12 protein-coding genes are annotated in these 11818 nt (G+C 73.9%); 5 read left to right on the top strand and 7 right to left on the bottom strand.

The features are described from left to right. Window positions 1–96: 96 nt before the first annotated feature. Window positions 97–1410: a M14 family metallocarboxypeptidase gene (locus ACFWJO_RS00795; protein ID WP_386862674.1), complete on the bottom strand. Its 1314-nt coding sequence runs from the start codon at window positions 1408–1410 to the stop codon at window positions 97–99. 203 nt (window positions 1411–1613) lie between these two features. Between ACFWJO_RS00795 and ACFWJO_RS00800 the strand changes: the two genes are divergently transcribed. Next, entirely contained in the window at window positions 1614–3155 is a 1542-nt protein-coding gene (locus ACFWJO_RS00800; RefSeq protein ID WP_386862675.1) for a M1 family metallopeptidase, read from the top strand. Window positions 3156–3389: 234 nt separating this feature from the next. Here ACFWJO_RS00800 and ACFWJO_RS00805 read toward each other — a convergent pair whose 3' ends face one another. Then, on the bottom strand, window positions 3390–3941 hold the full coding sequence (locus tag ACFWJO_RS00805; RefSeq protein WP_386862676.1) for a GNAT family N-acetyltransferase: 552 nt from the start codon (window positions 3939–3941) through the stop codon (window positions 3390–3392). Between the two features lie 47 nt (window positions 3942–3988). Between ACFWJO_RS00805 and ACFWJO_RS00810 the strand changes: the two genes are divergently transcribed. Then, complete coding sequence (locus ACFWJO_RS00810) at window positions 3989–4588, top strand: TetR/AcrR family transcriptional regulator (protein WP_386862677.1); 600 nt, start codon at window positions 3989–3991, stop codon at window positions 4586–4588. Here the strand turns inward: ACFWJO_RS00810 and ACFWJO_RS00815 are convergent. Then, window positions 4549–5406 carry a dienelactone hydrolase family protein gene (locus ACFWJO_RS00815; protein ID WP_386862678.1) on the bottom strand — a complete coding sequence of 286 codons (858 nt, stop codon included), beginning with the start codon at window positions 5404–5406 and terminating at the stop codon, window positions 4549–4551. The two genes, ACFWJO_RS00810 and ACFWJO_RS00815, sit on opposite strands and share 40 nt — an antisense overlap. Window positions 5407–5633: 227 nt before the next feature. On the opposite strand from ACFWJO_RS00815, the gene ACFWJO_RS00820 reads away from it, so the two are divergent. Next, window positions 5634–6677, top strand: a complete 1044-nt coding sequence (locus tag ACFWJO_RS00820) for a GlxA family transcriptional regulator (RefSeq protein WP_386862679.1) — start codon at window positions 5634–5636, stop codon at window positions 6675–6677. Here the strand turns inward: ACFWJO_RS00820 and ACFWJO_RS00825 are convergent. Next, a complete protein-coding gene (locus ACFWJO_RS00825) occupies window positions 6662–7510 on the bottom strand; it encodes an oxygenase MpaB family protein (protein ID WP_386862680.1) in 849 nt (282 codons plus the stop codon). The two genes, ACFWJO_RS00820 and ACFWJO_RS00825, sit on opposite strands and share 16 nt — an antisense overlap. A gap of 579 nt (window positions 7511–8089) precedes the next feature. Next, the gene (locus tag ACFWJO_RS00830) at window positions 8090–8578 is read right to left on the bottom strand and encodes a hypothetical protein (protein ID WP_386862681.1); all 489 of its coding nucleotides are present in this window, start codon (window positions 8576–8578) and stop codon (window positions 8090–8092) included. Between the two features lie 207 nt (window positions 8579–8785). Between ACFWJO_RS00830 and sph the strand changes: the two genes are divergently transcribed. Beyond that, entirely contained in the window at window positions 8786–9763 is a 978-nt protein-coding gene (gene sph, locus ACFWJO_RS00835) for a sphingomyelin phosphodiesterase (RefSeq protein WP_386862838.1), read from the top strand. 150 nt (window positions 9764–9913) lie between these two features. On the opposite strand, the gene ACFWJO_RS00840 is transcribed toward sph, so the two are convergent. Together ACFWJO_RS00840 and ACFWJO_RS00845 are read right to left on the bottom strand one after the other, a co-directional pair. Continuing rightward, a complete protein-coding gene (locus ACFWJO_RS00840) occupies window positions 9914–10381 on the bottom strand; it encodes a hypothetical protein (protein WP_386862682.1) in 468 nt (155 codons plus the stop codon). Window positions 10382–10517: 136 nt separating this feature from the next. Further along, the gene (locus ACFWJO_RS00845; RefSeq protein WP_386862683.1) at window positions 10518–11000 is read right to left on the bottom strand and encodes a macro domain-containing protein; all 483 of its coding nucleotides are present in this window, start codon (window positions 10998–11000) and stop codon (window positions 10518–10520) included. A 77-nt stretch (window positions 11001–11077) separates the two neighbouring features. Between ACFWJO_RS00845 and ACFWJO_RS00850 the strand changes: the two genes are divergently transcribed. After that, window positions 11078–11818, top strand: a complete 741-nt coding sequence (locus ACFWJO_RS00850; protein ID WP_386862684.1) for a MerR family transcriptional regulator — start codon at window positions 11078–11080, stop codon at window positions 11816–11818.

Consider the following 11818-nt stretch of genomic DNA (forward strand, 5'->3'; position numbering starts at 1 on the left):
CCGAGTAGGCCCGTTCAGGTATGGTCAATACCGGTTGGTAACCCTAACCCGGAATGATCATCACCTCGGCCGTCACCGACGGCGCTCACCAGCTCCTCAACACCTCTCCACAGGCTCTCCGCGAGTGAGTCCGTACGCGGCGCGCGGGTCGAGCAGCAGCGGCACGAGGGCGCGCTGCGACTGCCGCAGCGGGACGAGGACGCCACCGCCGTCCGCGGCACGCACGACGACTCCGTGCAGCTCCAGCTCGTCGCCCACCTGCGCGTACTGAACCTCCGTCAGCCGGTAGGCGCACGGCGGGTCCTGGAGGATCTCGGCGGGTTCGGCCGGGTCGTTGTCGGCGCCGCCGAGGAGGACCGGACCGCGGTCGGCGAAGCCGGTCACGCGGGCGTGCGCGGTGGCGGCCGCCAGCCGGCCCCGGTGTTCGTCGAGGTAGGCGAACGCGCCCTTGAGGGCGGCCCGTTGGGTGGCGACGCGGCGGCGGTGGCTGAGGGCCGGGTCGTCCTGCTCGGCCGGGCCGAGGGCGTCCTCGCGGGTCTCGACGAGGAGGCCGACGGCGTGCTTGACGCCCGCGGTGTTGCGCAGGATGCGCTCCTGGCCGTCCCCGGCGACCTGCTTGACCGGCTTGCCGGTGAAGGGGTCGGTCCAGATGCCGTAGATGCCGGTGCTGAAGCCCGCGAGTGCCGCGGCCGGGCGCACGTACGACTCGGAGAGGGTGTGGGACTCCTCGTGGACGGCCGGGTCGGTGTTGAGGTTGCGCGGCCAGAGGGCGAGCAGCTCCTTGTCGTAGTACGGCGGGGTGGCGCCGTACTCGTGGAGGTCGTAGACGAGTTCGGGACGCCGGTCGCGGATCACGGCAGCGAGCGCCCGTGCCTCGGCGGTGCGCAGGGCGAGGTGGTCGCGGTTGATGTCGACCCCGTCGCTGTTGCCCCGGGTGTTCGCCGCGCGGCCGTCGGGGTTGGCGGTGGGCACCACGAGCAGGGTGGTGCGGGCCAGGAGGCGGCGGGTCTCCTGGCCGCGGTCGTACGCGAGGTCGCGCAGGGTGCTCAGGCAGGCCTCCCGGCCCGAGGGCTCGTCGCCGTGCTGGGTGCAGATGAGGAGCACGGTCGTCGGGCCGGTGCCGAGGGTGGCGAGCCGCAGCGGCCGGCCCTGCGCGGTGCTGCCGATCGTGCGGACGGACAGGCGGTCACTCGCCCGGTCGACGGCGGTGAGGAAGGCCGCCTCCTCGTCCTCGCCGGTCCACCGGGCGCCGCCGCTCTCCTCGAAGCCGGTGCGCGGCGCGGGCGGCGGGAGCGCGCTGCCGGCCGCCTCGGTGGGCGCGGCGAGCAGCGGCAGACCGAGGGCGGCGACGCCCGCCGTGACCAGGAGCGCGCGCCGGGGGGTGCGGAGGGTGCGGGTCGTCATCGGCATGGGGCGGAACGTACCCCTGTCGACTCCCGCGCAAAAGAGTGCCGTCACGGACAAGCGGTACGGGCGGTTCATGTCGGCCGAATGGCGATCATGTGACGGGCGGTGCTCTGGACGTGACGGGCCGTCGGGGGCCTGAATAGTGTCGCACTAAGGACCGACGACCACCCGTGCGTCTTACGTTTCTTATGACTTGGGGAGCACCTGTGCACCGCAGAATCATCGTCCCGAGCGCCCTCGCGGCCTCCCTGCTGCTGGCGATCCCGGCATCGGCGGCCGACTTCGTCCCGGGCGCGCCGGGCATCGGCGACTCCTACTATCCCGCCAGCGGCAACGGCGGTTACGACGTCTCCCACTACGACCTGCGGCTGAAGTACCAGCCCGCGACGGACCTGCTGGAGGGCACGGCGACGATCCTCGCCACCACCAAGCAGAACCTCTCCCGCTTCAACCTCGACCTGGGCCTCAAGGTCAGCGAGGTACGGGTGAACGGCCGCGTCGCGAGGTTCGCCACGTCCGGCGACCACGAGCTGGAGGTCACCCCGGCCGTCCCGCTCGAGAAGAACAAGCCGGTCTCGATCGTCGTGCGTTACGCGGGCAAGCCGTCGGAGCTGAAGATCGGCGGCTGGACCGCCTGGCACCGCACTCCCGACGGCGGCGTGGCGGCGCAGGAGCCGGATTCGGCCGTCTGGTGGTTCCCCTCCAACGACCACCCGCTGGACAAGGCCACCTTCGACGTGTCCGTCTCGGTGCCGGACGGCACGCAGGCGATCAGCAACGGCGTCCTGCAGTCGCAGTCCTCCCGGCTGGGCTGGACGCGCTACAACTGGCGCTCCAACAAGCCGCAGGCGACGTATCTCGCCACGCTCGCGGTGGGCAAGTTCGACATCACGACGGACAAGACCGCGAACGGCCTTCCGGTCCTCAACGCCTACAGCAAGGACCTCGGCGACAACGCGGGCTCGGCCCGTGCCTCGATCGAGCGGACCACCGAGGTCGCGGAGTGGCTGGAGTCGGTCTTCGGCCCGTACCCCTTCAACTCCCTCGGCGGCTACGTCCCGAACGTGACCAGCGGCTACGCCCTGGAGACGCAGACCCGGCCGTTCTACAGCCCGCGGCAGTTCGCCAACGGCGCGAACGTCTCGGTCGTGGTGCACGAGCTGGCCCACCAGTGGTACGGCGACAGCGTGTCGGTCGCCGACTGGAAGGACATCTGGGTCAACGAGGGCTTCGCCCGCTACAGCCAGTGGCTGTGGGCGGAGAAGGAGGGCGAGGGAACGGCCCAGGAGCTCGCCGACTACGTGTATCAGACGCGGGCGGCGGACGACCCGTTCTGGACCGTGAAGCCGGGCGACCCGGGCGCCGACGACCAGTTCCACATCGCCGTGTACGACCGGGGCGCGCTGGCGCTGCAGGCGCTGCGCAACGAGATCGGTGACGAGGACTTCTTCGCGATCCTCAAGGGCTGGCCGCAGGAGCACGCGTACGGCAACGCGCACGTGTCCGACTTCGTGAAGTACGCGGAGCGGGTCTCGGGCAAGCCGCTCGCCGGACTCTTCGACACCTGGCTCTACCAGCCGGTGAAGCCCTCGGCGCCGACGGCGGCGGAGGCCGGCCTCGCGGCGGCTCCGGCGGCGGCGCCCTCCGCCCGTACGGCGCCCGGCGCGAAGGCCGTGAAGCCGGTGCAGCCGAAGTCGTGGAAGAAGATCGCGGAGACGAACACGATCCACGAACACGACGCGCACTGACGCGCGCCGGGCGCGCAGGGACGCGTGACCGGCGCCCGGTGGCGCGCACGGACCGGCGCCTTCGTCCCGCGGTCGGGCGGGACGGGGGCGCCTTTCGTCGTGTGGCGTGCGGGGTGCGGCGTGCGGCGTGCGGGGCGGGGGCGCGGGGTGCCCAGGAGGCGCCTCCGGCGCTGGTCGCGCCGTGGGCGCAAGGGGTGGGGGGCGGTTCGGGTGGCTGTGTCGCGGTCTCGGCGCTCAGGTGCGGCGGGCTCGCCACTCACGGGCGAGGATGCCCCACAGCTGCTTGTCGTGGCGGGCGCCGCCGTAGGGCCAGGACTCGCGCCGGGTGCCCTCCAGCGTCATGCCGAGGCGCTCGGCCACAGCGGAGCTGCGGGCGTTGTCGGCCCGGCAGTGCCACTCGGCACGGTGCAGCCCGCGCTCGACGAGGGCCCAGTCGAGCAGTAGGGCACAGGCCTGGGTGACCAGGCCGTGGCCCTCGCCCGCGGGTTCGAGCCAGCAGCCCAGCTCGCAGCTGCCGCCGGCGGCGTCGAAGGCCGTGAACATCACGCCGCCGATCAGGGTGCCGTCGAGCCAGATGCCGTAGAGACGGCCGCCGTCGGCCGCCCGTCGCTCGCCGTAGCGGACGAGGGTGCCCCGGGCGCCTTCGACGTCGTCGGTGACGAAGGCCTGCCCGACCCACGGCCGGATGTGCTCGCGCGCCCGGTCCAGGTGGGCGGCGAACTCCTCGGCGTGCCAGGTCTCCAGCGGACGGAGCTCGGCGTTGTCCCGCAAGGGGAGGGCGAACATGAGGACCCCATTCACACAACAAGCGTTATGGCCATTACCGTAGCAGCATGGCACGAACCAAGGGCGACCACGAGGCCCGCCGCCGTGAGGTCTCGGAGGCCGTCTGGCGGGTGCTCGCCGCCCAGGGCTTCGGCGGGCTCACGATGCGCGCCGTCGCCGCCGAGCTGGGTGCCACCACCGGTCTGCTGACCCACTACTTTCCGGCCAAACGCGACCTGGTCCGGCACGCCCTCGACCTGCTCGACGAGCGCACCACCGACCGCCCCCGCCGCGCCGGAGGGCCGGGTCTCGCCGCCGTACGGGCCGCGCTCCTGGACATCCTGCCGCTGACGCCCGAGGCCACCGCGAGCAACCGGATCTGGGTCTCGTCCTGGGACACCGCGCTCGCGGACCCGCGGCTGAGCGAGGACCACGCCGCCCGGTACGCCCGCGGCCGGGCGCGCCTCGCCGAGCTGATCGCGACGGCGCAGGAGCGGGGCGAACTCCCTCCGGGCGATCCCGGCCGCCTGGCGGCCGGCGCGCAGTCCTTCGCCCTCGGACTGGTGGTCCAGGCGCTGCTCAGCCCGCCGGACTTCCCGCCCGAGCGCCAGACCGAGCTCGTCGACGACTACCTGGCGTCGCTGGCGGCCCTGGGCTCCGGAGCCTGATGCCTCGTCAGACGGGTTGCGGGGCGGAGGCGTTCGGCGAGGAAGGCGAGGATCTCGTCGCGCGCCCGGACCGTGGGGTGGCCCGCCTCGTCGACGAGATGGGCGGTGACGACGCTGTGCGGCGTCCCGACCAGCTCGGCGAAGAAGGGCGGCGGGGCCGGGTTGGCGGCGGCGTCCGGGAGGACGCGTCCGTCGAAGGAGTCGCCGAGCAGCGCGCGGTAGGCGGCGAACCGCTGCCCCGTGCACCAGCGGTCGCCCTCGAAGCGGTAGGCGAGCACGGTGAGCCCGTCACGGGCGAGCCGGTCGCGTACGGCGCGCGCGTCGGCGGCGTCGAGTTCGAGCCCGCCCGGGTCGTCGAGCGGCAGCGACGGGTGGTTGACCACCGGAGCGATCACCGCGGGCTCCAGGGCCATGGTGAGGGCGAAGTTGCCGGTGAAGCACAGGCCGATCGCCCCCACTCCGGGTCCGCCGCACGCGGCGTGGGCCTGGCGCGCCAGGCCGCGCAGCCACACCGTCACGGGACTGGTGCCGCCTCCGGCGAAGGCGCGGAACTCGGCGCTGACACAGGCGCGACGGACGACCTCGCGGCCGCCCTCGACCGTGGGGCAGGCGCCGTCCGTCCCGAACAGGGACGGCACGTGGACGGTGAAGCCCGCGTCCCGCACCCAGCGCGCGAGCCGCAGGACGTCGGGGCTGATGCCGGGCATCTCGGGCAGCAGCACGACCGCGGGCCCGGCCCCGGCCACGTACACCCTCTTCGCCACCCCGCCCACGGCCATGCTCCGGCGGGTGAAGTCGCTGATCGGATCGTCGGTCATGGGGACAGCGTGCCCGCGGAGCAGCCGTCCGGTGAGGGGCTGGATCGCCGAGCCCGGGGGTAATCTCGCCACGCGACGACGGGACGGTTCGGAGGGGCCGGTGCCGCGGGTACGTGGGTACGCGGGACGCGGGAGCGGCGTACGCCGCGACGGGCGGTGCCGCAGGTACGAGGCACGCGGGTACGCGGGTACGCGGTGGGCGACACAGGTGCGGAGGTGCGGGCACGGTGGTGGAGGCGCCGCGGCGGGCAGAGCGCGACGAAGGCGCGGGGCGGGGCTCCGGGCCGGGTGCGCTGCGGGTCGGCGTCCTCGCCTACCCGGGCTGCTTCGCCTCCGAGGTCTTCGGCATCCCCGACCTGTTGACCATGGCGGCGCACGTCGCCGGACCGGACGCGCCCGGCTATCAGGTCTCGGTCGTCTCGCCCCGCCGCCGGGTCACCGCCTCGGGCGGAACCAGCCTGGACGTGCGTCCGCCGCGCGAGGTCGACGTCCTCGTCGTGCCCGGTTTCGAACTGGCCCCGGGCACGGACCTCGACGCGCGCCTCGCCCGGCTCCGCCCCGAGACCGCGGAGATCCGCGCGCGGGCCGCCGCCGGCACCGCCGTCGTGTCCCTCTGCGTCGGCGCGTTCCTGCTCGCCGAGGCGGGACTGCTCGACCGGCGCCGGGCCACCACGTCCTGGCTGTACGCCGACGAGCTGGCCAGGCGCTGCCCGGGCGCCGACGTCCGGCCCGAGCAGCTGGTGGTCACCGACACGGGCGTGACGACCACGGCCGCCTTCACCGCCATGTACGACTTCGCCCTGGACCTGATCCGCCGGCACAGCGGCGCCCGGGTGGCGAGGTCCACCGCGCGGGTGGCGCTCGTCGACGACGCCAGGAGCTCCCAGACCCCGTACGTCGACCCGCGGCTCCTTCCGCAGCCGGGCGGCGACTTCTCCCAGCGGGTCATGCGGCGGCTCGACCAGAACCTCGCCGAGCGGTACGACCTCGCCGCGCTGGCGGACGCCTTCCGGGTCAGCACCCGCACGCTGCTGCGCCGCTTCGCCGAGGAGACCGGGCGCAGCCCGCTGGCGCATCTGCAGGACTCCCGGGTCCGCCGGGCCCGCCACCTCCTGGAGACCACCGACCGCACCGTCGCCTCCGTCGCCGCGTCCGTCGGCTACCGGGACCCCGGCACCTTCGCCGCCCTGTTCGCCCGCCACACGGGACACCGCCCGAGCGCGTACCGGGCGGCCTTCCGCCGTACGGACCGGCCTCAGGCCGGCCGCTGAGCTTCCCCGCGGCGGGCCTTTGCGCGGGCCTCGCGGGCCAGCGGGAGGTAGCGCAGGCGCTCGGGGAGCACGGGCACGACGGTCCGTACGACGCGGGCGAGGCGGCGCAGCCGGCGTTCCTGGTCCGGGGTCCATTCCAGGCCGATGGCGGCGCGGGCCTCCGGGGGCATGAGCCCGACGGTGAGGAAGGCCCGTGCGCGCAGGAAGGGGCCGCGGAGCAGCGGCCACAGGGCGGCGAGGGCGAGCCGTACGGGCAGCGGGCCGCGGTCGGGGGCGGGTACGGGCGCGTCGGTGGCGATCAGTTCGCGGACGACGGCGGTGGCCTCCAGTTCCTCGTCGAGGACCCGGCGGTAGTACGGCCAGAACTCCTCGATCGACTGGGGCATGTCGCGGTCGTGGATGCCGAGCACGCGGCCGACCTGGAGCCACTCCGCGTAGAGCTGCCGTTCCTGCGCCTCGGTGAGGGGGCGGGCGAGGTAGCTCAGGCCGTGGCGGTAGACGGGGTAGCCGGTGGCGTGCACCCAGGCGTAGTAGGCGGGGTCGAGGGCGTGGTAGCGGCGGCCGCGGGCGTCGGTGCCCTGGATCTCCTTGTGCAGCGCGCGCAGCCTGCGGCCCTCCTCGACGGCCCGCTCGCCGCCGTAGATCCACAGCTGGAGGGAGCGCAGCGAGCGCTCGCCGCGGCCCCACGGGTCCGTACGGAAGACGGAGTGGTCGTCGACGCCGGCGCCGACGGCGGGGTGGGCGACCTGCATGGTGAGGGCCGCGGGCAGCATGAGCAGGGCGCGGACGTCCCCGGCGACGGTCCACAGCACGCCGCCGACGGGCGGCGGCACGGGGTCGGGGCGGACGGCCCGCGAACGCGCCGGGCTCTGCGGGCGCGCGGAGGAGGCTTCGGCGCGCCCGGGTGCCGCGGCGGACGCGGCGGCGTCCCGGGCGGAGGCGGCGGACGCGGGGGGCGCGGAGGCGGAGGCGGCGGACGCGGATCCCCCGCCGTGGGCCGGCTCGGGGCGCGGAACGGGCGGAGCCGCCGGTGAGCGGTGCTCCGCTGCTGAGCGCTGTGGCGCCGGTGTGCGGTGTTCCGCCGGCGTCCGCCGGGCCTCCGGTCCGGAGGGCGCGTGCGACGCCGCCGGCCCGTGCGACATCGCCGGCCCGGCGGGCGTCCGTGATGCCGCGGGTCCGTGCGGTGCCTGCCCGTGCCCTACGTGCGGTACGTGGTCGTCGTGGTCCGTCAACGCGGTGTCCCTCTCGTTCTCCCAGGCTGCCCGGGTCCCGCGTGGCGGGCAAGGCGCCGGGCCGGCGCGGCGTCCGGTCCGCGGCGCGCCTGGCGTGGGTACGACGCGGGGCCGCGGCCCGGGCGTCTCGGACGGCCCGGGGCGCGGCCCCTGCGGTGGTGCGTGGTGGTGCGTGGTGCGTCAGGCGCGCTCGGCGCCGACCGGCTCACCGACGATGCGGCCGGCCAGGGAGCGGGCCCAGGCGTCGACGTCACCTGCGAGCTCGCGCTCGGCGGCCTCGCGCTCGACGGCGATCTGCTCGTGGCCGGAGGCGAGGATGCGGTCGCGCTCGGCGATGCCCTCGGCGCGGGCGGCGGCGATGGCCTGGGAGCCCTCCTCGGTGGCCTGGGCGCGGATGCGCGCGGCGTCGTGACGGGCCTCGGCGAGCTCGGCCTCGTACTGCTCGCGGATGGCACTGGCCTCGGCACGCAGGTCGTCGGCGCGCTCGGTGCCGCCTTCGATGGCGTCCTCACGCTCGGTGAGCGTGCGCTTGATCTTCGGCAGGATCCCCTTGGCCAGGATCAGGAAGGTCAGGCCGAAGAGGACGGCGCCGAGGATGAGCTCGGCCCAGACGGGGTTGAGCGGTCCCAGGTCGGTGGGGAAGATCTGCGAGTTCTGCGCGAGGGTCATGCGCGCATCCTACCTGGTCGCAAAACTCTCAATTCCGGCAGATACCGGGGATGCGCCGGAGAGTTGGTGTGTTCGTGCGAGCCGCGCAAGATTCGCGGCACCCAAAGGCTACCGGAAGGTAACCACGACTGATTTGATGTGCGGCGCCCGGTCCAACCCCCCACCCTCATTTGGGAGTTCATCGTGCGTTCCACCGCGCTCCGCCGCATGTCCGGCGCCGCACTCTCGGCCGCGCTCGCCGCCACCACCCTGGCGCTCGCCGCCCCCTCGGCCACGGCCGCCGACACCGCGGCCACCGCCGCGACGCCGAACCTGAAGGTGCTGACGTACAACGTCTTCCTCTTCTCCAAGACGCTGTACCCGAACTGGGGCCAGGACCACCGGGCCGCCACGATCCCCACGACCTCCTTCTTCCAGGGCAACGACGTGGTCGTGCTCCAGGAGGCCTTCGACAACTCCTCCTCCGATGCCCTCAAGGCCAAGGCGGCCGCCCAGTACCCGTACCAGACCCCGGTCCTGGGCCGCTCCAAGACGGGCTGGGACGCCACCGGCGGCGCCTACTCCTCCACGACCCCGGAGGACGGCGGTGTGACGGTCCTCAGCAAGTGGCCGATCGTCCGCAAGGAGCAGTACGTCTACAAGGACGCCTGCGGCGCCGACTGGTACTCGAACAAGGGCTTCGTCTACACGGTTCTCGACGTCAACGGCACCAAGGTGCACGTGGTCGGCACCCACGCCCAGTCCACCGATCCGGGCTGCTCGGCGGGCGAGGCGGCGCAGATGCGCAGCCGGCAGTTCAAGAACATCGACGCCTTCCTCGACGCGAAGAACATCCCGGCGAACGAGCAGGTGATCGTCGCGGGCGACATGAACGTGGACTCGCGGACGCCGGAGTACGCCACCATGCTGGCCGACGCCGGCCTGGCCGGCGCGGACGCCCGCACCGGTCACCCGTACTCCTTCGACACGGCGCTCAACTCGATCGCGCACGACCGCTACCCGAACGACCCGCGCGAGGACCTCGACTACGTCCTGTTCCGCGCCGGGAACGCGCGCCCGGCGGGCTGGACGAACAACGTGATCCCGGAGCAGACCGCGCCGTGGACCGTGTCCAGCTGGGGCACCACGTACACGTACACGAACCTGAGCGACCACTACCCGGTGACGGGCTACTCGGCGGGCTGACCCCGCCGGACGCCGGAGGGCGATGTACGGACGGCGCCGTGGGATCGTGCGGACCCCACGGCGCCGTCACGCAAGCGCGCGGACGCGTAGGCGACGTCCAGGGGCCCGCCGGCCCCCGGACCGCCGACCAGCCTCCTAGTACGCGCCGTCCTAGTACGCGCCGCCGAAGACGCTGTACGCCCAGAGGGCGACGACGCCTCCGACGCACAGCAGGATCACCCACGAGCCGACGCCGGTGTGGCGCCCCTTGCCCGGGCGGGCCGGCCCGCCCTTCGCCGGCTTCGGCCTCCTCGCCGGACGGGACGCCCCGGCCGTCGACGGCGCGGCGTCGGCCGCGGTCTCCGCGAGCAACCGGCGGCAGACCGCGGCCAGCTCGCCGGTGCCGGCGGTCAGGTCCACCACGGCCTCGAGCCGGGCGGGAGCGGTCGTCCCGCCGTCGAGGATCCGGCCGGCCCGGACACGCGCCTGGTCCTTGCCCCCGGTCGGCGACAGGCTGATCCAGCGCCGCACGTGCTCGCCCCGGATCACCACACCGCCGTCGCGCTCGCGGTACACGGTGTGCTCCCGCCACAGGAGTCGGGCCAACTCGGTGGCCGTCTCCCTGAGTTGCGCCTGCATGCGCCTCCCCCTGCCTTACGCCGCTATTCGAACAGGCGCATGACTCTAGCGTCCGTCACGCGCCCCTTTCTCCCGGGGTCCCGTCCGGTGCCCCGGCCACGCCCGCGAGCCTGTCCGGCCGGAGGCCGGGCAGGCCCTAGGCCTCGAAGTCGTACACCGTGACCGGTATCCCCCGTGCCGTCAGCCGCTCGGCTATCAGCGGCTCGACCCGCGACCACTTGCCGCCCGCGAGCCCGCAGCCGATCCGGGGCATGTGCACGGAGGCCCCGAGCTCCGCCGCCCGGTCGGCGAGCAGCCCGAGGGCCGCGTCGATCGCCTCGTACCGCACCGGCACGCCGCTGCTGCGCCCCGTCCGGATCCCCCGCTGACCCACCAGGTTGGCCACCCACACGTACGGCTCGACCTGGACGAACTGGGCCGCTCCGAGGCCGAAGTCGTTCCTCGCGCGCTCGCGGTGCCAGCGGCGGAAGGCCGCCTCGGGCTCGGGCCAGCGTCGCGAGAGGGCGAGCACGAAGCCCTTGCCCCAGCCGCCCAGGTCGTTGCAGACATGCGCGATGATCCTGACGCCTTTACCCCGCGGCGCGGTGGCGTCCCCCTGCACGTACTCGATCACGGTCATGGAGCCACCGTACGAGCCGCCACTGACAACGCCCCATGGCTTTTACAGAGCTGGTGAGACAGCAATACTGTTGAACCATGGAGCACGCGAGCGACGAGCAGGCCGCCACGCCGACCTACACGGTGGACGAGCTGGCCGCCCGGGCCGGGGTGACCGTGCGGACGGTGCGGTTCTACGGGACGCGGGGGCTGCTGCCGCCGCCCGTCATCGGACCGCGCCGGGTCGGACACTACGGGCCGGCGCATCTGTCACGGCTCGCGCTGATCGAGGAGCTGCAGCGGCAGGGCATGACGCTCGCCGCGATCGAGCGCTATCTGGAGCAGCTGCCGGCCGATCTGAGCGCCCAGGACCTGGCGATCCACCGGGCCCTGGTGGCGTCGTGGGCGCCGGAGTCCGCCGAGGTGATCACCCGGCCGGAGCTGGAGCGCCGGGCCGGGCGTCCGCTCGCGGACCGCGACGTGGACCGGCTGGCGGCGATGGGCGTGCTGGACAAGGGGCCGGACCCGGACGTGTTCCGGCTCGACGGCTCCCTGCTGCGGCTCGGTGTCGAGCTGCTCGACGTGCCCATCGAGCACGAGACGATCCTCGCCTCCCGGACCGTGCTCCTGGAGCACGCCCGCAGCGCGGCGCAGGAGCTGGCCCGGCTGTTCCAGGAGCAGGTGTGGAACCCCTACCGGGAGAGCGGCGCGGACCCGGACCACCTGTCGGCGATGAAGTCGCTCTCGGCGCACATGCAGCCGATGGTGGTCCAGGCCCTCGTCACGGCCTTCCAGCGGTCGCTCAGCGAGGAGCTGAGGACCGCCTTCAGGAGCCGCTGA

Origin of the sequence: Streptomyces sp. NPDC127092, from assembly GCF_042722475.1 — a bacterium.
GTDB lineage: Bacteria > Actinomycetota > Actinomycetes > Streptomycetales > Streptomycetaceae > Streptomyces.